21 protein-coding genes and 2 pseudogenes are annotated in these 23257 nt (G+C 42.4%); 15 read left to right on the top strand and 8 right to left on the bottom strand.

The features are described 5' to 3' along the window. The first annotated feature begins 142 nt into the window (after positions 1–142). The 5 genes from ffh (at position 143) to V7K85_RS29470 (ending at position 4185) form a co-directional block, all read left to right on the top strand. Positions 143–1609, top strand: a complete 1467-nt coding sequence (ffh, locus tag V7K85_RS29490; RefSeq protein ID WP_334819140.1) for a signal recognition particle protein — start codon at positions 143–145, stop codon at positions 1607–1609. Between the two features lie 201 nt (positions 1610–1810). Further along, positions 1811–2071 carry a 30S ribosomal protein S16 gene (gene rpsP, locus V7K85_RS29485; protein WP_334819138.1) on the top strand — a complete coding sequence of 87 codons (261 nt, stop codon included), beginning with the start codon at positions 1811–1813 and terminating at the stop codon, positions 2069–2071. Next, entirely contained in the window at positions 2034–2468 is a 435-nt protein-coding gene (locus tag V7K85_RS29480) for a KH domain-containing protein (RefSeq protein ID WP_334819135.1), read from the top strand. Before rpsP ends, V7K85_RS29480 begins: the two co-directional genes overlap by 38 nt. Positions 2469–2725: 257 nt before the next feature. Continuing rightward, positions 2726–3679: a PhoH family protein gene (locus V7K85_RS29475; protein ID WP_334819133.1), complete on the top strand. Its 954-nt coding sequence runs from the start codon at positions 2726–2728 to the stop codon at positions 3677–3679. Positions 3680–3780: 101 nt separating this feature from the next. Further along, complete coding sequence (locus V7K85_RS29470; RefSeq protein ID WP_334819131.1) at positions 3781–4185, top strand: ChuX/HutX family heme-like substrate-binding protein; 405 nt, start codon at positions 3781–3783, stop codon at positions 4183–4185. 5 nt (positions 4186–4190) lie between these two features. On the opposite strand, the gene V7K85_RS29465 is transcribed toward V7K85_RS29470, so the two are convergent. Further along, positions 4191–4529 carry a carbon dioxide-concentrating mechanism protein CcmK gene (locus V7K85_RS29465; RefSeq protein WP_334819129.1) on the bottom strand — a complete coding sequence of 113 codons (339 nt, stop codon included), beginning with the start codon at positions 4527–4529 and terminating at the stop codon, positions 4191–4193. A 304-nt stretch (positions 4530–4833) separates the two neighbouring features. Between V7K85_RS29465 and V7K85_RS29460 the strand changes: the two genes are divergently transcribed. Beyond that, positions 4834–5631 (top strand): DUF6816 family protein, encoded by a 798-nt coding sequence (locus V7K85_RS29460; RefSeq protein WP_334819127.1) that lies wholly within the window; start codon positions 4834–4836, stop codon positions 5629–5631. 91 nt (positions 5632–5722) lie between these two features. Next, positions 5723–7531: an ABC transporter ATP-binding protein gene (locus V7K85_RS29455; protein WP_334819125.1), complete on the top strand. Its 1809-nt coding sequence runs from the start codon at positions 5723–5725 to the stop codon at positions 7529–7531. 615 nt (positions 7532–8146) lie between these two features. On the opposite strand, the gene V7K85_RS29450 is transcribed toward V7K85_RS29455, so the two are convergent. The 3 genes and pseudogenes from V7K85_RS29450 to V7K85_RS29440 all read right to left on the bottom strand — a co-directional run. Then, complete coding sequence (locus V7K85_RS29450; RefSeq protein ID WP_334819122.1) at positions 8147–9103, bottom strand: hypothetical protein; 957 nt, start codon at positions 9101–9103, stop codon at positions 8147–8149. 189 nt (positions 9104–9292) lie between these two features. Further along, positions 9293–9457 (bottom strand): hypothetical protein, encoded by a 165-nt coding sequence (locus tag V7K85_RS29445; RefSeq protein WP_334819121.1) that lies wholly within the window; start codon positions 9455–9457, stop codon positions 9293–9295. Between the two features lie 19 nt (positions 9458–9476). Continuing rightward, positions 9477–9626 (bottom strand): annotated as a pseudogene (locus V7K85_RS29440) (Uma2 family endonuclease); the annotation flags it as partial. Between the two features lie 219 nt (positions 9627–9845). Here V7K85_RS29440 and V7K85_RS29435 point away from each other — a divergent pair. Then, complete coding sequence (locus V7K85_RS29435) at positions 9846–11957, top strand: M3 family metallopeptidase (RefSeq protein WP_334819120.1); 2112 nt, start codon at positions 9846–9848, stop codon at positions 11955–11957. A gap of 450 nt (positions 11958–12407) precedes the next feature. Here the strand turns inward: V7K85_RS29435 and V7K85_RS29430 are convergent, their stop codons facing one another. Together V7K85_RS29430 and V7K85_RS29425 are read right to left on the bottom strand one after the other, a co-directional pair. Continuing rightward, entirely contained in the window at positions 12408–12863 is a 456-nt protein-coding gene (locus tag V7K85_RS29430; protein WP_334819118.1) for a pentapeptide repeat-containing protein, read from the bottom strand. Positions 12864–13174: 311 nt separating this feature from the next. Next, the gene (locus tag V7K85_RS29425) at positions 13175–14038 is read right to left on the bottom strand and encodes an alpha/beta fold hydrolase (RefSeq protein WP_334819116.1); all 864 of its coding nucleotides are present in this window, start codon (positions 14036–14038) and stop codon (positions 13175–13177) included. Between the two features lie 286 nt (positions 14039–14324). On the opposite strand from V7K85_RS29425, the gene V7K85_RS29420 reads away from it, so the two are divergent. From V7K85_RS29420 to V7K85_RS29395, 5 genes and pseudogenes are all read left to right on the top strand, one after another. Beyond that, positions 14325–15470 carry a glycoside hydrolase family 10 protein gene (locus V7K85_RS29420; protein WP_334819114.1) on the top strand — a complete coding sequence of 382 codons (1146 nt, stop codon included), beginning with the start codon at positions 14325–14327 and terminating at the stop codon, positions 15468–15470. Positions 15471–15482: 12 nt separating this feature from the next. Then, the gene (locus tag V7K85_RS29415; protein ID WP_334819112.1) at positions 15483–15914 is read left to right on the top strand and encodes a DUF2358 domain-containing protein; all 432 of its coding nucleotides are present in this window, start codon (positions 15483–15485) and stop codon (positions 15912–15914) included. Positions 15915–15925: 11 nt separating this feature from the next. Next, positions 15926–16330, top strand: a complete 405-nt coding sequence (locus V7K85_RS29410) for a helix-turn-helix domain-containing protein (RefSeq protein WP_334819110.1) — start codon at positions 15926–15928, stop codon at positions 16328–16330. A gap of 182 nt (positions 16331–16512) precedes the next feature. Then, complete coding sequence (locus tag V7K85_RS29405; protein ID WP_334819108.1) at positions 16513–16683, top strand: hypothetical protein; 171 nt, start codon at positions 16513–16515, stop codon at positions 16681–16683. 24 nt (positions 16684–16707) lie between these two features. Beyond that, a pseudogene (locus tag V7K85_RS29395) lies at positions 16708–18084 on the top strand (HNH endonuclease family protein); the annotation flags it as partial. Between the two features lie 73 nt (positions 18085–18157). Here the strand turns inward: V7K85_RS29395 and uvrA are convergent. Next, positions 18158–21046 carry an excinuclease ABC subunit UvrA gene (gene uvrA / locus V7K85_RS29390; RefSeq protein ID WP_334819106.1) on the bottom strand — a complete coding sequence of 963 codons (2889 nt, stop codon included), beginning with the start codon at positions 21044–21046 and terminating at the stop codon, positions 18158–18160. 119 nt (positions 21047–21165) lie between these two features. Between uvrA and V7K85_RS29385 the strand changes: the two genes are divergently transcribed. Beyond that, complete coding sequence (locus tag V7K85_RS29385; RefSeq protein ID WP_334819104.1) at positions 21166–21915, top strand: Uma2 family endonuclease; 750 nt, start codon at positions 21166–21168, stop codon at positions 21913–21915. Positions 21916–22313: 398 nt separating this feature from the next. Further along, on the top strand, positions 22314–22469 hold the full coding sequence (locus V7K85_RS29380) for a hypothetical protein (RefSeq protein ID WP_334819102.1): 156 nt from the start codon (positions 22314–22316) through the stop codon (positions 22467–22469). Between the two features lie 161 nt (positions 22470–22630). On the opposite strand, the gene V7K85_RS29375 is transcribed toward V7K85_RS29380, so the two are convergent. Continuing rightward, positions 22631–23257 (bottom strand): WD40 repeat domain-containing protein (locus V7K85_RS29375; protein ID WP_334819100.1); only part of this gene is annotated, 627 nt, incomplete at its 5' end.

Genomic DNA, 23257 nt, shown 5'->3' with positions numbered 1-23257 from the left:
ATAAAGGTAGGTATCTGGTTGCTACAGTCGCGGTGAAAAATACTAAGCTGGTAGATAGCACGTTTAAACTTTAGCGGAAATTCCAAATCGCATTCATCGGCGGTTCAAACTTCCTCATTGGCGAACTACCTGTAATTACATTATGTTTGATGCATTATCTGACCGTTTAGAATCCGCCTGGAAAAAACTGCGGGGACAGGACAAAATTTCTCAATCCAACATTCAAGATGCATTGCGCGAAGTGCGCCGCGCCTTGTTGGAGGCAGATGTCAATCTCCAGGTAGTCAAAGATTTTATTAGCGAAGTCGAAGCCAAAGCACAGGGAGCCGAGGTGATTACCGGCGTGCGACCTGACCAACAGTTTATCAAAATTGTTCACGATGAACTGGTGCAGGTAATGGGAGAAGAAAATGTTCCCATCGCAGAAGCCCAAGAAAAGCCTACTATTGTGTTGATGGCTGGCTTGCAAGGTACTGGTAAAACTACAGCTACGGCTAAGTTAGCTTTACATTTGAGAAAATTAGAGCGTAGCTGCTTGTTGGTGGCGACAGACGTATATCGCCCAGCAGCGATCGACCAGTTGGTGACGTTGGGTAAGCAAATTGACGTACCAGTATTTGAACTAGGAAGCGACGCAGATCCCGTAGAAATTGCCCGACAGGGTGTAGAACGTGGCAGGGCAGAAGGTGTAAACACAGTTATTATTGATACTGCTGGACGCCTGCAAATTGACGAAGAAATGATGGCGGAATTAGCCCGGATCAAAGCAACTGTCCAACCCGATGAAACTCTGTTGGTGGTGGACGCGATGACGGGTCAAGAGGCAGCTAATCTTACCCGCACCTTTCATGAGCAGATAGGAATTACTGGGGCAATTCTCACTAAGCTGGATGGTGATAGCCGTGGCGGTGCAGCGCTTTCGGTGCGAAAGATTTCCGGAGCGCCGATTAAATTTGTAGGCGTGGGTGAAAAAGTCGAGGCACTGCAACCGTTTTATCCCGATCGCATGGCATCGCGGATTCTGGGAATGGGCGATGTTCTCACCCTGGTAGAAAAAGCCCAAGAAGAGTTTGACTTAGCAGATGCTGAGAAAATGCAGGAGAAAATCTTGTCAGCAAAGTTTGACTTTACTGACTTTCTCAAGCAGCTGCGGATGCTGAAGAACATGGGTTCTCTGGGAGGCTTGATTAAGATGATTCCAGGGATGAACAAGCTCTCAGATGATCAGCTCAAGCAGGGAGAAACCCAACTCAAGCGCTGTGAGGCGATGATTAACTCCATGACTCGCCAAGAACGCCACGACCCCGATTTATTAGCCAGTTCTCCGAGTCGGCGGCGGCGGATTGCTTCTGGCTCCGGCTATAGAGAGTCCGATGTCACTAAATTGGTGGGTGATTTCCAAAAAATGCGATCGCTCATGCAGCAAATGGGTCAAGGTGGCTTCCCTGGAATGCAGGGAATGTTCGGCGGCGGCGGTATGGGTAATGCCTTTGCAGGTGCAGGTAATCGTCCCGCAGCCCCAGGATGGCGAGGTTATGGTGGTGACGCCACAGGCACGAAAAAGAAAAAAACCAAAGATAAAAAGAAAAAAGGCTTCGGCAATCTTTAGTCATTAGTCATTAACTAAGGACAAATGACTAATGACTAATAGCAGCAAATGCTAGGCAGTGCTAAAATTAGCATTTCGACCTCAGATTTGATGAATAGAGGAAACTGACCCTGAATTTCTCGGCAGCAGCCAGATTTAGGTTACTTCCTGATCAACTAGTTACTAACTAATATCTAACAACAGGAGAATGATTCTTCAACCATGATCAAACTGCGCTTGAAGCGATACGGTAAAAAGCGGGAAGCAAGTTACCGCATTGTCGCCATTAACAACCTCGCTCGCCGCGATGGTCGTCCCCTAGAAGAGTTGGGATTTTACAACCCCAGAACGGATGAAGTGCGACTAGACGTTCCCGGCATCGTCAAGCGACTACAACAAGGCGCTCAACCCACTGCCACCGTCCGTCGCATTTTAGTAAAAGCCAATGTTTTTGAACAGGTCAGTGCCACAGCCGCATCATAATTCCGGAACAATATCCCCAACAGCTAGTCCCAACTATGTTGGGCTGGTTCAGTTTTTGGTGCAACCGTTTTTGGAATCTCCAGAGACTTTAAGCGTCGATTGTGAAATTTCTCAGACCCTCAACCGGGTTTGGGTTCGCATCGCCTTTGAAAGCACGGATAAAGGAAAAGTGTTTGGTCGAGGGGGACGCAATATTCAGGCGATTCGTACAGTAATTGCCGCAGCAGCAGCTGCTGCTGGGCAATCAGTATATCTGGATATCTACGGCAGCACCACGCCGGGCCGGGAGGGTATGTCTTTTGATGAAGACACAGAAGAGCGATCGCCACCGCCGACTAGGAGAGAACCGCGTGGAAATGATGGGCCTAGACCCATTGTTAAACCCCGCCTCCGCTAGATTAAAACTAGAGAGCAAATCTGAGCGGTTGTGGTTACCTCCGCTCAGAATTTTTGTAAAGATGGAAAGTAGCAAAAAGATTTTTGAATCTTTTTTTGGACTCTTCACCCGTAGGGGCGTACAGCTGTACGCCCCTACAGCTGATTTATTTGTTGCAAAGATTTTTCAAAAATGTAAGTAATAAAAGTTTAATTTCCCCCTTGGCGAGAAAAGATTAACCTTTGTCAAAAATAGATCCTCACCAATTAAGAAATACTATGGCAGGTGCCTTAACAATTCAGCTGCCGAATATTCCCAGTGCGATCGCTCTTGTCGGAGAAGGAGAAGAAAATCTCAAAATCCTATCTCAGCAAACAGGAGCTATTTTAGTGCTACGCGGACAGGAATTAGTGATTTCTGGTACCCAAGAGCAAATTGATCTGGCTTCTCGATTAGTGCGATCGCTTGAAGACCTTTGGATTAAAGGCAATACCATCTCCAGTGCCGATATTTTAACAGCCCGTCAAGCCATTGATAGCGATCGTCAAGGGGAACTGCAAGATTTACAGCGAGATGTCCTCGCCAAAAGTCGTCGGGGTGAAGAAATCCGTGCCAAAACCTTTCGCCAGCGTCAATATATCGACGCACTCCGTAGGCGTGACCTCACCTTTGGTGTTGGGCCTGCTGGTACCGGCAAGACTTATCTGGCTGTTGTTGTCGCCGTGCAAGCGCTCCTTGCTAACCAGTTTGAAAAGCTAATTTTAACTCGCCCTGCCGTCGAAGCCGGTGAAAAACTTGGTTTTTTGCCTGGAGACTTGCAGCAGAAAGTTAATCCCTATCTTCGCCCGCTTTACGATGCTATTTATGAATTCATCGACCCAGAAAAAGTACCCAGTTTAATGGAACGCGGTGTGATTGAAGTCGCACCACTCGCCTATATGCGGGGACGCACCCTGAATAACGCCTTTGTAATTGTGGATGAAGCTCAAAATACTACACCCGCTCAAATGAAAATGGTTTTGACTCGTTTGGGCTTCCGTTCTCGGATGGTGATTACAGGCGACATGACACAAACTGATTTGCCACTTCACCAACAATCGGGTTTAGGAGTGGCTTTACAAGTTTTAAAACCCGTTGAAGGCATTGCCTTTTGCGAATTTTCTCAAAAAGATGTCGTGCGCCATCCTTTAGTTCAGCGCATTGTCACTGCTTATGAACAATACGAAAAATAGGCACATTAGTCATTGGTCATTGGTCATTGGTCATTAGTAAAAAAACTAATAAATGACGAAGGACGAAGGACAAAGGACAAATAACAAAGGACAAATAACAAATGACCACAACCTTAAAAGAATTTTTAACAGCTTGCGAGACTCTTGGAACTTTGCGTCTAATTGTGACTAGTAGCGCCGCTGTATTAGAAGCAAGGGGGAAGCTAGAAAAGTTATTTTATGCAGAATTGCCTAAAGGTAAGTACGCGAATATGCACACCGAAGGCTTTGAGTTTCACTTGAATATGGACAAAATTACTCAAATTAAATTTGAAACAGGTGAAGCGAAGAGGGGTAATTTTACAACTTATGCCATCCGGTTTTTAGATGAGAAACAGGAGCCTGCTTTAAGTCTATTTTTGCAATGGGGTAAACCGGGAGAATATGAACCCGGACAGGTGGAAGCTTGGCAAGCTTTACGGGAGCAATATGGAGATATTTGGCAACCTTTACCAGCAGAAATTTAATACAGCTAAACTGATAGGGGTGGAGGAAATCGGATATCTGCACTGAACTGCTCGACATTAACGCTGCGATGAATCGGTAAAACATATTCTAAATTTTCGTGGGGGCGGGGAATAATATGATAAGAAAGCACCTCGCCACCGTTAACTCGCAGAACCGCCTTTAGTGCTGCTGTCACCGCCACATTTACCTCGCCCACAACTCCCCGAATTAACACGGTAATTCGTCCCAAATCAGTATTTTCATAACCAACAAGGGTGATACGGGCAGCTTTACACATGGCATCTCCCGCTTCTACTGCTGTGGGAACGCCATAAACTTCAATCATGCCTAATGCTAACGTCATGGTGTTACCATAATTTAGGATTGTGGGGTTAAGTATCTTTAACTATCTTGGCTGCTTGTGATGGTAAATTAGTCACTAAACGATATTCTGTGGGTGAATAGCTAGCAGAATAATACACAATAGCTTAAGTTTGTTATTATCTCATAAATTAAGTAAATTGGCGCAAATAAACTGAACTATCCAAAAAAAGTAACACTGTGTGATTAGTTTGTAGTAAGCACTTGAGCGTTAAACCACTTACTAGAAACTTTTAATTTTTTACAAAAACTTACTTAATTCTTAATCGATAAATACAAAACTGCTAATGCATACAATGAAGGTAATTTGGAGTTGTTGCTTGCTGGTTTTATTCCTATTGTGGGGTAGCGAAGCTCTTGCAGGAGAGTTGTCTGAACGGTTAGCAAATTTTCCCCAATGGGAAAAATTAACTTCAGTGCAATCGGCTGCGGGTGATTTGATCTACCCTGAATGGATGGCTGGTTCTTGGCAAGTTACGAGTACGTTGGTAGATTTAGTTGCGCCTTTAGCACCAGATATCGTAACGCCAGGGTTTGAAGGTAATCGCCGACAATTAAATCAGCCTGTGAGTTTTGTAGTAAGATTTGTGAAAGAGCAACCACATGTTCCTGGGTTAAAAATATTTCCTCAGATAGATAATAAATCCCCAATTTTAGTAGCAGATAGAGCGTTTAATAGCTTAAATTTGGCACGGGCTTATTTAGGGGATGAAGCGGTGTTATTAGTCAAAGTAGATCCAGATTCGCCTAATCGTCAGATTACGTTCTTGCGTAGCAGTCGCCAACTAGTTTCCATTGTGACTGCACGGGCTATAGAAACTACTCCTGATGACAAATTCATCACCACAGAAGTGTTTCAACAACTATTCAAAGGCGGTTCACGCCCCTATTTCAATTCTGTAGAATCTACCACCGCTTATCATAAACTTCCAACAGCTAATCCGGCGATTGAGGCAGATCAAATTACTGCTGTCTATCTTTCACCCCAAGATCCAGATTACTTTAAGGCTGGTTCTCGACCAGTTGCTCTCTATCGCTATCGCCTAGAATTTGTCCCTGCACAAATACCTACTACTTCAAAGTAGTGATTTAAACGTATAACCCTTAACTACTCTGTAATACGACTGTAATATAAAAATTCCAAGTTCTCGATCGCGCCCTTGGGCAGTGTGCATCATGGCAAAATTTAGAGATATTCTCAAATACTACGATCGCTATCGAGCGCTGATAATTTTCAGTATTACCGCAGCTAGCGTTTTTGAAATAATTGATTTGGTGGTGCCCTATGCCACAGGGCAAATTTTAAACGTACTTTCGGGACAACCCCTAGATCGTCCCATAGAGAATGCGATCGCTGCAATTAGCAACCTCACGCAACTACCACAAAATCGATTACTATCGTTAGGGGTGCTAATGAGTATAATCTTCTTAGTAACCGTTGCCAGAGCGCCGATTCAAATCTGGTCAACTTGGTGGTTTCATTGGGATATTGCTTTACGTACCCGACGAGATAACTTCACAAAGACGGTAATAAAAATACTCACTCTCCCTTTAGAATTTTACGATGAAAATAACCCAGGACGGATTGCCGGAAAAATTTCTAGAGGTTTAGAAAATCATACCTGGGCTTATCCAGAAATTGGCGGACAATTAATTCCCAAGCTATTGCGAATATTGGGAATTTTTGTAATTATCTTGTTGATTGAGTGGCGCATTGCCATATTCTTTCTGATTTCGCTCATAGTCATTCTCCGCTTTACCCTCAGAAATTTAAACCAACTGATGGAACGAGAACGACGTCTAGATAAATACATGGAAAATACACAAAGCCGCAACTCAGAAATTATTACCAACATCAAAACAGTTAAAGCATTTGCAACAGAAGCGCTAGAACTCAAACGGCAAAACCAAAGGCTTAACCGAGAGTTGAAAGTAGTAGTTTTCCGCATCCATCTTGGTTACATCAAGCTGAGTACTTTCAGAACGACAATCATTCAGGTTTGTGTGTTGACAGTGCTAGGTTTGACCCTTGTAGCTACACTAAAAGGTCAGATTTCTTTAGGACACTTTATCACCACTTTAACAGTTTCCAGCATGGCTTATGCCGAGTTGGAACCCATCAGCAACCTGGCTGAGATTTTTGCTCGTCGTTATGCCTCAATGTTGGGGTATCACGAATTTATGCAGCAACCAACAGGGGTAGATGCAGTCAGTTTAGAAGAAAGTACATCAGCCTATAGTTTCACTGGGAAAGTTGAGTTGTCGCACGTCAGTTTTAGATATGATGCCAACCGTCAAGTTTTGCAAGATATCAACTTGTTGATTGAGCCATACCAAACAGTGGCATTAGTGGGGCGTTCCGGTTCTGGTAAGTCTACTTTAGTGAAGTTGCTGTTGCGATATTTTGAACCTCAAGAAGGTCAAATTCTGATTGATGGTCAAGATATTCGCACTTTGGATGTGAGTAAGTATAGACGGAGGCTAGCGATCGTTCACCAAGAAGTAGACGTTTTTAACGGTACTATATTGGATAATCTCACCTACGGCAGACCGGATGCCAGTTTGGAGCAGGTTCAAGAAGCCTGTAGAATTGCCAGAGTCGATGAAGTAGTGCAGCACTTGCCCCAAGGTTATTACACCGTCGTGGGGGAACGAGGCGTCAGGTTATCTGGAGGACAAAGACAACGCTTGGGAATTGCCAGAGCGTTGCTAGTGCAACCAGACGTGTTGGTTTTTGACGAAGCCACCTCTAGCTTAGATTATGAGTCTGAACGTTCAATTCAGCTAGCAATGCGATCGATTCAGGGCACTTGCACCACCATCGTCATTGCCCACCGTCTAAGCACAGTGCGAGAAGCAGATAAAATTGTGGTTCTGGAGCAAGGAAAGATTGTAGAAGTAGGTAGCCACGATGAACTCTTGCGTCACGAGGGTATTTACCGCCGCTTGCATTCCCTGCAAGAAACAGGAGAACTCTTGAGTTAACTTAATATCTTGCACCTGCTCAATCTCCAGCCAAGAAATAAATTTATTGGCTGATAGCCTTAGTGGACTTAAGTGGACTGAAATCCATGCTATCAATGGGTTTAATACCAATTGTGTATGAAGATGCGCCAAACTATATGAGAAACGAACCGCAAAGGGCGCATTCGCGTAGCGTCTCGTAGAGAAGGACACGAAGAAAGAAAGAAAATTTGGCGCAGCCTCACAAAGAAATGGTATTAGGACTTACGCATCAAGTACGAAATGTAGAGGCAATTCATGAATTGCCTCTACGCTAAATCAAGGCTATCACTGCCTTTTTACGTAAGTCCTGTAAGTTAAGGGACTTGCAAATAGCGTTAAAGAACTGCTGAAAATCCAGCAACAAAATAAGATGCCAGGAGTTCAATTTCGCACCTATTCTGCGGCACAATTAATATTACTAAGTGGGGAATTTGCTCCCATTCCCCAAGAAAAGCGTCAGCTATAATCGAAGCGGTGACATATTGAAATTCGTTTTACGCGCTTAAGTGAAGTGCGAGAAGTAAATAAAATAAATAATCCATTTACCACTGCTAAAATACTAATCAGTGATCGAGGTGTTCCAATAAGAAAGAACTAAGATTTACTCTTATCTGCTTCTTTCTGCGCCGCCTCACTATATTTCTTATATAGTTCAGTCCGAATTTTAGCTTCCCGATAACGGCTGTGGTTTTGTGGCACCGTGCCCATTAAATCTGAAGCCCGTTGCCACTTAGCAGCTATCTCTAACCACTGAGTTGAAGTTGTGGCTGTTTTACCAGATACAGAAGCAAGATTTGCAATTCGCACAGATATTGGAAATGGGTCATCAGATAGCTCAGAAAGGCTATTGTTAGCAGCATGGGATGGTATTTGGGCTTTTTTATCGTTAGTATTTTCTGTAGTTAAAGATTTGGAAGTTTCTAGTTGCATTAGGTTTTTCAGTTGATTACCTAACTGGGCGTAAACAAGCCAACTAAGCAACAACAGTGAGCATAAACCAGCCGCTGCTAATATTTGTGTTTTAGGTTTATTTTTGTGTTTTTCTTTGTTAATAAGTACTAAAGGACGAGAGACTGAAGTTTTAGGAAAATTTGGTTTTCCTAGTTCAGCTTGAGCTTCTGCAAAATCTTTAATTAGTTGCTTTACAATATTAGGCTGAATTAATGTAATTTCATGTGACCAAAGCAATTGGTTATCGCGATCGCTTTCTATTTCCTTTAACCAAAGTAATTGTTGTTCCCGAACAATCCGACTATTGATATTGACTCGGCGAATGTAACGCGGGGCGATGGATTCAAGAATTTGCTGGATTTGTTCTACGAGGGGAGATTGCTCAAGTTGCTCTACCCTAGCCGCCTCGCACAGAAGTTGTAAGACACCATCAGAAAAAATGGCTCTAGTTCTGACACCACACTTGGCTAGCTTTTCGTTCAATAGCTGAATAATCGCAGCAACGCTACCTTGGTGAGCTTGCCAAGCGATATCGTTTATCCGATCTATCATCTGAAATTTAGTGATAGCTCTTCCACCCTGACTGATTAACGTACTCATTAATTTAGGGACTCTTTTTTACTGACCTTGATCTTGTCTTCGATTTTACGAGTAAAAAGATGAGTTGCCAAATAAAATCATAAATATAGAGCTTCCCTTCTGAGTTCGGCAAGGACGCTGGCTCACGCTAAGTTAATTGGACACTCTCACGTCTTGAAAGCGTGGGATTCTGGGGCTGAAACTGCGCTTTCAGGGTAACGCCCATGCTGGCGGACGAGCTACCTGTTTGACATAGTATATTATCATGTCTTTTAGCGATCGCCTTTGGTGAAGTTGAGGTAGGTGAATGCACTCTGCGATCATGCGAAGCACCGAGCAAAGGCGATCGCATTCTCTATCGCTAAATAGTATCAAGGTCAACACCAAGCGATGTCTAACGACAAGCCGCTTCTCGTCTACGCAATTGTTCTTTCAATCTTTCCTGTTTGAGCGCCTCTGCCAACTCCTCTGGAATCAGCAACTTTTCCCCAGTGTCTTCTCGATAAAAACCAATCAGTTGCCCCTCTATTTGCAAGCGCAGCTTATTATCTCAGAGACTTTCGCTGATATTTCTGGGACTGTCGTTTATCAGGTATTGAAACCAAACAGAATAGCTGTATCAGGATTATTTTATAAGTAATTCTCGGTTTTTTTGCCATTTTGTCAGAATTGCAAGACTAAATAGCACAGCGATCGCTACATTAGAAGATATATATATAAAAATCAACAATGATTTTTATTCGTCCGCAGTTCACACAAAATCATGAGTGCAAGTACCATTATTTTCGACAACCCGTTACTCCAAGGCATTGGTTTACCTCCCTTTGCAGAGATTAAACCAGAACGAGTAGTACCAGCCTTCAATCAGTTGCTGGCAGAACTTGACCAGCAGCTTGCCACCTTGGAGGCTAGTGTACAGCCTACTTGGAGTGGTTTAGTAGAACCCTTAGAAAAGCTCACAGAACGGCTTACCTGGAGTTGGGGGGCGGTAAATCATTTAATGGGTGTTAAAAATAGCCCAGAACTGCGCGAAGCTCATGAAATCGTACAGCCACTAGTCGTACAGTTTATCAACAAGCTCGGTCAAAGCCAACCGATCTACAATGCCTTTAAGGCACTCCGCGCTAGTAATAATTGGGCAACTTTAGAATTAGCCCAACAGCGCATTGTAGAAGCCGCCATTCGAGATGCAGAACTTTCTGGTGTTGGCTTAGAAGGAGAGGCAAGAGAGCGTTTCAACGCCATACAAATGGAGTTAGCAGAACTTTCTACCAAATTCTCTAACCATGTACTTGATGCTACTAAAGCCTTCAGCTTAACCCTAACAACACAAGCGGAAATTGATGGTTTACCACCAAGCTTAGTGAGTTTAGCAGCCCAAGGTGCTCGTGCAGCTGGGGAAAATAACGCCACACCAGAAAATGGCCCCTGGCGGATTACTTTAGACTTCCCCAGTTACGGCCCTTTCATGCAGCACAGCACCCGTCGAGATTTGCGCCAAAAGCTCTACAAAGCTCATATCACTCGCGCTTCTGGTGGCGATTTGGATAACAACCCCTTAATTGAGCGCATTTTAAAGTTGCGCCAAGAACTCGCAGATATACTAGGCTTTAAAAGTTTTGCCCAATTGAGCCTGGCTAGTAAAATGGCTCCCAACGTTGAGGCAGTCAACGCCCTGTTAGAAGAACTACGCCGCGCTAGTTATGATGCTGCTGTCAAAGACTTGGCAGAACTCAAAGCTTTTGCCGCGGCAGAGGGAGCAGCAGAAGCTACGGACTTAAAACACTGGGATATCAGCTTTTGGGCAGAACGCCAACGAGAAGCAAAATTTGCCTTTACCTCTGAAGAATTGCGTCCCTACTTCCCCCTTCCCCAAGTGTTAGACGGCTTATTTGGACTAGTCAAGCGGCTATTTGGCGTTACTGTCACCTCTGCCGATGGTCAAGCGCCAGTATGGCATGAGGATGTCCGTTATTTCCAAATTGCTAACGAAACTGGTTCTCCCATAGCCTACTTCTACTTAGACCCTTACAGCCGTCCAGCCGAGAAACGCGGTGGTGCTTGGATGGATGTGTGCATCAATCGGGCCAAAATCACTGAAAATGGTGTCACTGCCATCCGCTTACCTGTAGCTTATTTGGTGTGTAATCAAAGTCCTCCCGTAGATGGTAAACCTAGTTTGATGACTTTCTATGAAGTAGAGACTTTGTTCCACGAGTTTGGTCATGGATTGCAGCATCTGCTTACTAAAGTTGACTATCCCGCAGCCGCAGGCATCAATAACGTGGAGTGGGATGCAGTGGAACTACCTAGTCAGTTTATGGAAAACTGGTGCTATGAGCGACCCACTTTGTTTGGAATGGCGAAGCATTACGAAACTGGTGAAGCCCTACCGGAGCATTATTATCAAAAGCTGCTAGCGGCGCGTAATTATATGAGTGGTACTGGTATGTTGCGGCAGATCCACCTGAGCAGTCTTGATTTAGAACTACACTATCGCTATCGCCCTGGTAGTAATGAAACTCCGTCAGATGTGCGTCATCGCATAGCCAAGAATACTACCGTTTTACCACCACTTCCAGAGGATTCAATTTTATGTGCTTTTGGACATATTTTTGAGGGTGGTTATGCAGCAGGCTACTACAGTTACAAATGGGCCGAGGTACTGAGCGCCGATGCTTTTGCCGCTTTTGAAGAAGCTGGGCTAGAAGATGAAGAAGCTATAAAAGCTACAGGTCGGCGTTATCGGGATACGGTGCTGTCATTAGGTGGTGGTCAGCATCCAATGGAGGTGTTTAAAACTTTCCGGGGTCGTGAACCAAGTACGATCGCTTTGCTCAGGCACAATGGTTTAGTCAGTGCTGCTGTAAACTAAACAACACCTCTGTAGGGACGTTGCATTGCAACGTCTTTACTGGCATCAAATCTTTGCAAACAATCCTTAGCTGGAGATGGTTTGCCAACCTGGTAGACCTTATGGCGGGGTTGGTTGAGATTACAGCATATGTGTTGGGCTGCTGATTTGATTACACAATCACTTTATAAAGATGTTGGTAATCACAAGGCGTTAAAAAAGCTTGCTCTAGTTCTCTCCTTTTTAAAGAGGGTTAAGGAGGATCATTATTTACGTGGATATTGGCTCAATCCCAATAAGAAACCCCCTCTGCTTTCGTCATAGTAAAGTGATTACAAGGCAGAAGGGGTTCATTTTTTATTTTTGTATAGGCAGATTTTAAGGATAATGCTGGCAAAAAACCAGTTTCTCTGATTTAAAACCCGCAAAAACCCATGTTGTGTTTATTTTAACCTGCCTAATCAGTTGAACCTATTTCCAATCGGGAATTTCAGCATCTTCTCCACCAATCCCGATTCCAGTGTTGAATATTTCGGCATCAGTAAGATTGAGATCATTCATTGATGCTTTATACACATTAGAATCGTGAATGGTAGCGCGAGTAAAATTTACCCTGTTGAGATTGGTTTGCTTCAAATTCACATTGCTTACATAAGCTGATGTTAGATTAGCACCTGCCAAGTTTGCACCCGTTAAGTCAGCACCTTCAAGGTTAGCCCCTACAAGGTTGGCTCCTTGAAGCTTTGAGCCTCTCAAGTCAGCACCAATTAAATGAGCGCCACTGAGGTTAGCTCCCGATAGATCACAATGGGTACATTCCCCAGTTGAAAGCAGCTTTTGTAAGTCCTGCGGATTTTCGGCTCTAACCGAGCTAGCGAAAAATAGGGGAGTTGCTAAGGCAATGGCCGCTAATAGCTGGAGTTTCATAATTTTCCCCCTTAATAATCAAGTTGCGTCCGTTCTGTCCCTCACAACTCTATTATCTCACTAAATTTTCTGAGGTCAATCTATCTCTTGACAAGTTAGTTGTGATATGAAACAGGGATAAAAATGAAATCACAAATGTAATTAATTCTGATCTTTGGGGATTTTTACTCGATAAACCCGAAAAAACTGCCAGTATTAAATCACTGTTAAATCTTTTTAAGAGTTTGCACAAGTCGCCATAATTTGCCTACTTTGATAAATATTTATACTTGAGCAATTAATTTCATCACATATTAACAAATACTGTTAGGTTAAGTCTTCAGAAATTCTCGTATATACTGATTGACCAACTCAGGCTGTTCTTGCTGCACCCAATGACCACAATTGGGAATGTACTTGATTTGAAAGTCCCTGACATAGGCTACGGTGTCGTAGGTTAGTTCCTTGCCGAGTGCAGTGTCATTTTCTCCCCAAATCATCAGTGTTGGTATTTCCAGAACGCTCCAATTTGGATTTAGCATTCTCTGTTGAAAAATATTGCGGTAGTAATTCAACATTGCTGTAAGGGCACCGCGTTTTGCCGCAGCATCTTTATAAGCGTCAATATCCGCTTTGGTGAAAGCACTCTTGTTAACTGCTATACCTTTAAAAATTGTTTCAATTGCTTGGTAGTTTAAAGATTGTAAAAGTAATTCTGGTAACCACGGTAGTTGAAAGACAAATACGTAGTAACTACGCAGCAACTGTTGGGGAGTACGTAAACCTTGGGCAAATTTAGCAGGATGAGGCAGGTTAAGGATAATTAATCCCTCCAGCATTTGGGGGTGAGCATAGGCAAAATTCCAAGCGATCGCACCTCCCCAATCATGTCCAACTAATACACATTTTTGGTATCCTAATCCTTTAATGACTCCTTCAATATCTTTGATAAATTCATCCATTACATAAGCTGATTGCTCATTTGGTTTATCACTATCGTTGTAGCCACGCAAATCAAGGGCGACAACTTTAAAATCTTGGGCAAATTCTGGTATTTGATACCGCCAAGAGTACCAAAACTCTGGGAACCCATGCAACATCAATATTAAGGGGCCTTCACCTTGGGTGACGTAGTGTAGTTTCACCCTATTAGTAGTTATATAATCGTGTTTCCAAGTCAGTTCTATTACACTCATAGGTTGTATTTTTTGTTGGTGATATTCATTATGTGTAATAGTTTTGGTCAAAACATCTGCTAGGAGATAGTTTCAAAATTGCAATTTTCCTTTGGGTAGATGCTGGTAAGAAATCAGTAGGGTTTCATAAGAAGCAGAATATATAGCAATCCGATCTGATTTCTAGAAAATGAACGAAATGAACGAACCACCAAGCCGCCAAGCCGCCAAGAGAAGAAAGAGAAGTTTTCACATGTGATTTAGGACTGCTATATCAAGCTGGATAATATAATTATTTGATATACAAATGAGCAGAATAGAAACGCGTGGTATCTGGCTGACCACTACTGATAGTAAAGTTCTCAGGTCAAAGCAACGCATTGCCGAGGCGATGGATTTCCTGGCCGAGACAGGATTTAATGTGGTGTTCCCGGTTGTTTGGAACAAGGCTGTAACTCAGTATCCCAGTCAAACAATGCAGCAAACCTTTGGAGTCGAAATTGACCCTTTATGTGTAGGTCGCGACCCTTTAGAAGAAGTGGTGGTTGAGGCGCGGCGAGTTGGGTTAAAAGTCATCCCTTGGTTTGAATACGGTTTTGCCAGTTCCTACAATTTGAATGGTGGTGTACTTCTACAGAAAAAACCGGAATGGGCTGCGCGTGATTGTAACAGCAACTTACTAAAGAAAAACGGCTTTGAGTGGTTGAATGCACTCGACCCACAGGTACAGGAATTCTTGTTGAATTTGGTGCTGGAAGTTGTAAAAAATTATGATGTGGATGGTGTTCAAGGTGACGATCGCTTTCCAGCATTACCCTGTGAAGGTGGCTATGATCAAGTAACTGTAGGACGTTATCATCAGCAATTCAATCACAATCCACCACAGAACCCCAAAGACAGACAATGGTTACAGTGGCGTGCAGATATTCTCACTGAGTTTTTGGCGCGTCTCTATCGGGAGGTGAAAGCGGTGAATCCTAATTTATTAGTAGCGATCGCACCTAATATTCATAATTGGGCATTCCGGGAATATCTGCAAGACTCGCCCGGATGGCTGAAGCGGGGAATAGTTGATATGATTCAGCCGCAGATTTACCGCCGTGACTTTAGGAGTTATCAGGCGATCATTGATAAACTTGTAAACCAGCAGTTTACAGATGGGACACTGCCGAAGTTAGCGCCGGGAATTCTGATGAAGCTTGGCAGTTATTGTATTAGTCCAGAATATCTGGTGCAGGCAATTGAATACAATCGTCAACTTGGCATTCAAGGAGAGGTATTCTTTTTTTACGAGGGTTTGCGCGAGAATAACAATACCCTAGCTAAAGTTTTGCGAAATGGGCCTTATGCTAAGTCTGCATCATTTCCCACTCTGTCAGATTTGAGTGCGGGTGGTGTGATTAATAATAGTGCATCTTCAATTTGGCAACAGTTGTTAAAAAAGATTTTTTAAGGAAAAATGCGCGTGGAATCTCAATTATCGGTGGAACAGGTAATTAAAACTTTAAAAGAGGATTTACCAACACTTTTTGAAAAAGATATTTCATATCACATTTATACAGACGATATCTACTTTAAAGACCCAGTAAATACATTCAAATATAAATTTAACTATCGCATTATCTTTTGGACATTGCGATTTCACGCTCGGCTATTTTTTACCCAAATTTACTTTGATGTGCATGAAGTTTATCAGTCAACCGAAGACACGATTTTAGCAAAGTGGACAGTGCGGGGAGTGTTACGCGTTCCCTGGAAAGCAGGTTTACTTTTTAATGGCTATTCAACATATAAACTCAACCAAGATAATTTAATATACGAGCATATCGACACATGGGATCGCAAACCAGGGGAAATTTTAAAGCAGTTTTGGCAAACGGGAGATATGGCTAATTAGCTATTGGAAAAATGACCCTTACTTTTAACTCAGACATTTACAGCCAATTGCTGTCTCAATATCAACCTCGGATTATTAAGACAGAAGACGAAAACGAAAAGTTTTTAGAACCTGTTGAAGAACTGCTTTCTCGTTCCCATCTGACTTCTGAAGAAGATGCTTTGTTGGAATTATTGGTAAAACTGATTGAGGATTTTGAAGAAAAACACTATCAGCTTAATGTTTCAACACCTCGGTCAAGACTTAAGCATTTGATGGAAGCTAGGAGTTTGGAACAATCTAATTTGGTAAAAATTCTTGGTTCGAGCAAGATTGTTACTAAAATCATTAATGGCGAGTTAGAAATCACGAAAGAACAAGCTCAGGCTTTGGGAAAGTTTTTGCACGTTGACACAAGTTTGTTTCTTTTAGAATAAGTGATCGCTTTTTAAGTAAAACCTAGTTCAGATACATTAGGCGATCATTTATTTCGCCCAACTTAATTCCTATGAAAGCTTCTGGCTATTATATTGATAAATTAAAATTTTAATTGTACGATTTTTAACTAAAATGTTATATATACTTATAATAAGTATAAAGAACTCAAGAGCCACTTGATATGCCAAAAGATAGCCCAAAAGTTAGCCTAGATGCACTTATACCTAGAGAAGCATTTGAGGTTCAAGGACAGCAAGCTCAAATTATACTCAATAATATTCCTATGATACAAATTCGTAATTTAGAGCAAAAAGATTTTTTCTATCCATTTTTACGAAAACCCGATTTTTAACGAGAAACGAATGAGTGGGATGCTCAGAAAATATGTGATTTTATTGAAAGTTTTTTAGATGGAGATTTAATACCAGCCGTTATTCTTTGGAGAAGTGATAGTGGTTATTTTTTCGTAATTGATGGCTCACATAGGCTAAGTGCTTTAATAGCCTGGATAAATGATGATTATGGCGATAAAAATATTTCTAATAAATTTTATGATGGATACATCACAGAAGAAGAAAAAAATACTGCTCAGGAGGTTAGGAAACTAATTAAGAATAAGATAGGCTCCTACCAGGATTATGAATTATCAACACAGCATCTAGATAAAATAGATCAAAAAACGCTTGAGAGAGCAAGGAATTTGGGCAGTCTAGGTATCCAACTTCAGTGGGTTGGTGGTAATGCATCTAAAGCAGCAGATTCATTTTTCAATATTAACCAAAAAGCAGCACCTATTAGTCCAACTGAAATGCGTTTATTAAAAGCTAGGAATAAACCTAATGGCGTTGCTGCTCGTGCAATTATGAGAAGTGGTAATGGTCATAAATATTGGTCAGAGTTCTCACAAGAGAAACAAGATAAAATTGAAAAACTAGCTCAAGAAATACATCAACTTATTTTTGAGCCTAAGCTTAAAAATCCTATGAAAACTACAGACGTTCCAATGGTAGGAAATCTATCAACTTCACAGAAAAATGAATTTATCTTAGAATTTGTCAATATAGTTAACAATATAGAAGTAGAAAATGAACTGGATTTAAATGATGATTCAACAGGAGAAAATACTGTAAAATTCTTAACGAATTGTCAAAAATTAGCCCAAAGAATAAATACTAATGATCCTTCATCTCTCGGACTTCATCCACTTGTATATTTCTATACTTACGATAGCCGATATAGGATAGGTTCATTTTATGGTGTTGTTAGCTTGGTATTACATCTAGGAAAAACTAAATCTTATGATAAATTTATAAAATGCAGAAAAGATTTTGAATTTCTGATTTGGCAACATGATGATATAGTTCCACAAATTGTAAGTAAAAGTAGTGCAGTCAAGGCACGAGAAAAGGTTAAAGATTTTTATTTGACAATAGTTGAAAAATTAACACAAGGTGTAGATAAAAAAAATATTATAAAGGAGATAGTAGCCGAGAAAACTTTTGGTTCATTAAAAATGAAAGCTAGAGTAAACACAAGTGAAACTCAAAGTAAAACTTTTTCACGAGAAACTAAAGCCGCAGCTTTTATTAGAGATGCTTTACCTAAAATTCAAAGATGTAAAATTTGTGGTGGCTATCTCCATAGCCACTCTATATCTATAGATCACAAAACAAGAAAACAAGATGGTGGCTTGGGTAATTTAGATAATGCACAGTTGACTCACCCATATTGCAATTCAACAGTTAAAAATTAAATAGTCTCAAACTAGAGAGAAAATTTAGAGATAGGATGCTTAGTTTTATGTAATACACCCTACTTGGAAAAGACTAAGACTTCATCGCCGGATATTGTTTCAACACCTGCTTTAAATATTGCCCAGTATAAGACCTGGGATTTTTTGCAACTTCCTCCGGTGTACCCACAGCAATCAATTCTCCACCTTTATCGCCACCTTCTGGCCCCAAATCTATCACCCAGTCTGAACAGCGAATTACATCTAAGTTGTGTTCAATTACTAATATTGAATTACCTTTATCTACCAATCGTTGCAACACATCCAACAATTTGTGGACATCGTAAAAAGATAAGCCTGTTGTCGGTTCATCTATTAAATAAAGTGTCTTACCTGTGGCGCGTCGAGATAGTTCTGTTGCCAATTTTACCCGTTGCGCTTCACCACCAGATAAAGTAGTCGCAGGTTGTCCTAGTTGGACATAACCCAACCCGACATCAAATAAAGTTTGCAAACGCGCGATCGCTTTGGGAATATTTTGAAAAAAGTCTAAACTTTCCTCAACTGTCATTCTCAGAACATCAGAAATAGACTTATCTTTGTACTTCACTTGTAAAGTTTCGCGGTTATATCTTGCACCTTTACAAATTTCGCATTGCACGTAAACATCTGGGAGAAAGTTCATTTCAATAACATTCACACCCTGTCCGCTACAAGCTTCGCAACGTCCACCTTTAACGTTGAAAGAAAATTGTCCAGGTTTGTAACCCCTAGCTTTAGCTTCTACTGTTTGGGAAAATACATCCCGAATGGCATCAAAAATTCCTGTGTAAGTTGCAGGGTTTGAACGTGGTGTGCGTCCAATGGGAGATTGATCGATGACGATCGCTTTATCAATCGCATTTAATCCCTGAATTTTCTCCAAATGTCTCGGTAAGGGAACTTTCTTAGTTAAATGGTGTTGCAGAGATGGGTACAGTAACTCGTTAATCAGGGTAGATTTGCCAGAACCAGACACACCTGTGATGGAGACAAGTTTACCTAATGGAATTTCTACATCTATATTTCTTAAATTGTTGCGATGGGCATTTTTTATGATCAAACTGCGCCCATTTCCTTCTCGACGTTCTGCTGGTGTGGTAATTACTCGCCTTCCTGATAAATAAGCACCCGTCAAGGAATCTTCTGCTGCTAATAACGCCTGAAAATCACCTTGGGCGACAATATTTCCACCGTGAATTCCTGCACCAGGGCCAATATCAACTATGTAGTTAGCTGCACGAATTGTTTCTTCATCATGTTCAACGACAATTAATGTATTACCCAAATCGCGTAATTTAGTTAAAGTTTTGAGTAACCTGCCATTATCTCGTTGATGCAATCCAATACTCGGTTCATCTAAAACGTAGAGAACTCCTGTTAAACCAGAACCAATTTGCGTTGCTAAACGAATTCGTTGGGCTTCGCCACCAGAAAGGGTCATGGCTGGACGGTCAAGGGTGAGGTAATCTAAACCTACATCCAACAAAAATTGCAATCTAGCTTTAATTTCTCTTAGGACTAAATCAGCAATTTGCAACTGGCGATCGCTCAACTTGAATTGATCAATTCTCTCTCGACAATCTCGAATTGATACGGTAGTTAATTCTAAAATTCCATATTGTCCCAACTTCACCGCCAAGGCTTCCGGTTTTAACCGTTTTCCCTTACAAACCTCACACGGTTGATCAATTAAATACTGCTCTAATTTTTGCTTAATTAACTCAGAACCACCCTCATACTGCCGTTGCAAAATTGGAATAGCACCTTTAAAATTTTGGGTTTTTTGTGCTTTTGTGCTGACTTCTTCATTCTCTCCATACAGAATAATCTGCTGCTGTTCTCCTGTCAGCTTGCTCCAATTTGTCTGTAATTCAAACCCATGAGCCTGCCCGATGCTATAGAGTAATTCCAAATAATAAGAATTATCTTTTTCTGACCAAGGCGCGATCGCAGCATAAATTGGCGCTTCCGGGTCGGGTACTATCAAGTCTGGCGCAAATCTTCTTAAAGTTCCGATTCCATGACAGTGCGGACAAGCACCATAAGGTGAGTTAAACGAGAACAATCGCGGCGATAGTTCCTCCATCACCGCCCCATGTTCTGGACAAGCAAAGTTTTCCGAAAATACTAATTCTTCTTCTTTTTCTTGTCCGTCGTCACCAAGTAGACTCACAAGAATCGCCGCAATACCACCCGATTGTTTGAGACACGTAGACAGGGAATCAACCAAACGCTCCTGAATATCAGCCTTTTTCACCAAGCGGTCAATTACCACTTCGATGCTGTGGGTAAAATTTTTATCCAATTCAATTGAATCTGACAGTTCGCGGATCTCGCCATTGATTCGCACGCGGACAAAACCTTGGGATGCCAGACTTGACAAAAGCTTACGGTGTGTGCCTTTTTTCCCTCGAACAACGGGTGCTAGGATTTGGAAGCGGGTGCGTTCTGGTAATTCCATAATCCGATCGCACATCTCATCAATTGTCTGAGGTGCAATACAGCGATCGCATATCGGACAATGGGGTTCGCCAGCCCGACCAAACAACAGTCGCAAATAGTCGTAAATCTCCGTCACTGTACCCACGGTGGAACGGGGGTTATGAGACGTTGACTTTTGGTCAATGGAAATTGCTGGACTTAAGCCTTCAATCGCCTCTACATCCGGCTTATCCAACTGTCCTAGAAATTGCCGTGCGTAGGCGCTGAGGGATTCCACATAGCGACGTTGCCCTTCAGCGAAAATGGTATCAAAGGCGAGGGAAGACTTACCAGAACCAGAAACGCCAGTGAATACAATCAGGCGATCGCGTGGCAATTCCAAGTCAATATTTTTCAGATTATGCTGCCTAGCACCCCGAATCCGAATGGTATTCTGGCTGTTGTGGCTGGGGTAGGGAAGATGTCCGTTCAAGGATGCTGCTAGCTGTTTGTCTGACATATTGGGCGGCGAAGAGGGAGTTTCCTATGAAACAGTCCTTAATAATACTATCTTTAATCGGTTTATAGTAGAACAATCGTACTGTTTTAAATTGAAGTTGTACTTGAGATATTCTGATCATGCTAGCCAATGCAGCCACCCATGATGTCACCTGGGAAAAGTTACCTGATGATTTTGTTTTAGACAACGAGCCAGTGGATAACATTAATCAGCCACTCTTGGCTGCGCCTTTAACAGAAAGCTTGGAACTTGCTGGCAGATTACCTGCCAATGCTTTAACCATCACTAACTACGGTATCTGCGCCACTTTAAATAATCAATTTGTGGTCAAAGCAACAGATTGGGGATATGTATCATCTATTCGAGTCTCACGAGAAGAAGTAAAGCGCAGTTATACGCCACGACTCCAAGGTGATATTCCCGTAATTGTGATGGAATTTCTCTCGGATACCGAAGGTGGAGAGTATTCTAGTAAACCGACCTATCCCCCAGGTAAATGGTTTTATTATGAGCAGATTTTACAAGTGCCAAACTATGCCATTTTTGAACCAGAGCAAGGAGAGTTAGAAGTTTATCGGCGAGATGATTTAGGACATTATGAACTGCAAACACCGGATGCGAATAATCGTCACTGGATTGTCGAAATGAACTTGTTTTTAGGCGTATGGCAAGGAAGCCGAGAAAACCGCACAGGTTATTGGTTGCGTTGGTGGGATGATAAGGGCGAATTATTACTGTGGGGTTTGGAGTTAACAGCAAAAGAACGGCAAGAGAAAAACGCTGCTCAACAGCGTGCACAACAAGAACGCCAGCGTGCAGAGAGATTAGCCGCTCAGTTAAAAGCGCTGGGAGTGGAACCGGAGGTTTAACTCGGAACTTCGACCTTTTTGCTCGGCCATTCGTGTTCATAACTCGGAACTTCCACCTTTTTGCTTGGCCATTCATGTTCAGAACTTGAAACTTCGACCTTTTTGCTCGGTCATTGGTGTTCGGAACTCGGAAGTTCGACCTTTTTGCTCGGTCATTGGTGTTCGGAACTCGGAAGTTCGACCTTTTTGCTCGACCATTCGTGTTCGGAACTCGGAAGTTCGACCTTTTTGCTCGGTCGTTTGTGTTCGGAACTCGAAACACCGAGTTTAGAGGATGTTTTAAAAGTGGTTGGCTGTGATTTTAGGCACTTATTGATCCCCCCTAGCCCCCCTTAAAAAGGGGGGAACCGGATCAAAGTCCCCCTTTTTAAGGGGGATTTAGAGGGATCTAGAACGTTTTGCTACCGACAAGAGGACTTTTAAAACATCCTCTAATAATTGCCGCAGCTACGCCCGTCGTAGACATCGCATTTCTTTTTGACCAAGCGATGTCTACAACGGACTATGCCTACGCCTTTGGCTCTACATTTAAACTGAGCATTACAGCAGTCTAGTACAGCGCGGCGTAAATCAAGCTACCATTTTAAAACTTGCAAAAGCCTTGATATACAAAACTTTTGACTTTTGACTTTTGAACGCCAGTTGCTTCAAGTCGGCAGAGCCGCCCAACGCACTGGCTCCTTTTGATTTCCGCCTTGCGGTACTAGCCCCCTGATCACTTCTTCTTGCAAAGCTGCTTATCGCTATTACTCAAATTAGGCGCATAAATTAAATAGTTATGCAACCACCGACAACCCCGTGCTAGTAATTGCTCCAAGCTTTCCACATTCCACGCATAAATAAACACAACTCGCCTTGTTTTGTCCAAGGAGGCGCTGAGGATGTGCTGCCCATCGCGGCTAAAACTGGCACTTATGACCCCACCATCACGCCCTTGGAACTTGGCAATTTCCTTGCCCTGTAAGTCCCACAGCCGCGCTGTCTTGTCAGATGAGGCGGTGAGGATGCGCTGCCCATCCGGGCTAAAACTGGCACTTCTGACATAACTTTCATGCCCCTGTAACTTGGCAATTTCGTTGCCCTGTAAGTCCCACAGCCGCGCTGTCTTGTCAGATGAGGCGGTGAGGATGCGCTGCCCATTCGGGCTAAAACTGGCACTTGTGATATAACTTTCATGCCCCTGTAACTTAGCAATTTCCTTGCCCTGTAAGTCCCACAGCCGCGCTATATTGTCCAAGGAAGTGGTAAGGATGCGCTGCCCATCCGGGCTAAAACTGGCACTTGTGACATAACTTTCATGCCCCTGTAACTGAAACTTGGCAATTTCCTTGCCCTGTAAGTC

It is taken from the genome of Nostoc sp. (assembly GCF_036917615.1).
Taxonomy (GTDB): Bacteria; Cyanobacteriota; Cyanobacteriia; order Cyanobacteriales; family Nostocaceae; genus Nostoc.
Note: the sequence above shows the minus strand (reverse complement) of the source record. Positions and strands in the feature narration are given on the sequence as shown.

Coding starts and splice junctions, on each gene's coding strand:
- uvrA (WP_334819106.1), bottom strand. CDS start 21,046: ATGTCAGACAAACAGCTAGCAGCATCCTTGAACGGACATCTTCCCTAC.
- V7K85_RS29455 (WP_334819125.1), top strand. CDS start 5,723: ATGGCAAAATTTAGAGATATTCTCAAATACTACGATCGCTATCGAGCG.
- V7K85_RS29470 (WP_334819131.1), top strand. CDS start 3,781: ATGACCACAACCTTAAAAGAATTTTTAACAGCTTGCGAGACTCTTGGA.
- V7K85_RS29405 (WP_334819108.1), top strand. CDS start 16,513: ATGCCAAAAGATAGCCCAAAAGTTAGCCTAGATGCACTTATACCTAGA.
- V7K85_RS29465 (WP_334819129.1), bottom strand. CDS start 4,529: ATGACGTTAGCATTAGGCATGATTGAAGTTTATGGCGTTCCCACAGCA.
- V7K85_RS29385 (WP_334819104.1), top strand. CDS start 21,166: ATGCTAGCCAATGCAGCCACCCATGATGTCACCTGGGAAAAGTTACCT.
- V7K85_RS29475 (WP_334819133.1), top strand. CDS start 2,726: ATGGCAGGTGCCTTAACAATTCAGCTGCCGAATATTCCCAGTGCGATC.
- V7K85_RS29435 (WP_334819120.1), top strand. CDS start 9,846: ATGAGTGCAAGTACCATTATTTTCGACAACCCGTTACTCCAAGGCATT.
- V7K85_RS29480 (WP_334819135.1), top strand. CDS start 2,034: ATGTTTTTGAACAGGTCAGTGCCACAGCCGCATCATAATTCCGGAACA.
- ffh (WP_334819140.1), top strand. CDS start 143: ATGTTTGATGCATTATCTGACCGTTTAGAATCCGCCTGGAAAAAACTG.
- V7K85_RS29450 (WP_334819122.1), bottom strand. CDS start 9,103: ATGAGTACGTTAATCAGTCAGGGTGGAAGAGCTATCACTAAATTTCAG.
- V7K85_RS29425 (WP_334819116.1), bottom strand. CDS start 14,038: ATGAGTGTAATAGAACTGACTTGGAAACACGATTATATAACTACTAAT.
- V7K85_RS29430 (WP_334819118.1), bottom strand. CDS start 12,863: ATGAAACTCCAGCTATTAGCGGCCATTGCCTTAGCAACTCCCCTATTT.
- V7K85_RS29420 (WP_334819114.1), top strand. CDS start 14,325: ATGAGCAGAATAGAAACGCGTGGTATCTGGCTGACCACTACTGATAGT.
- V7K85_RS29460 (WP_334819127.1), top strand. CDS start 4,834: ATGCATACAATGAAGGTAATTTGGAGTTGTTGCTTGCTGGTTTTATTC.
- rpsP (WP_334819138.1), top strand. CDS start 1,811: ATGATCAAACTGCGCTTGAAGCGATACGGTAAAAAGCGGGAAGCAAGT.
- V7K85_RS29410 (WP_334819110.1), top strand. CDS start 15,926: ATGACCCTTACTTTTAACTCAGACATTTACAGCCAATTGCTGTCTCAA.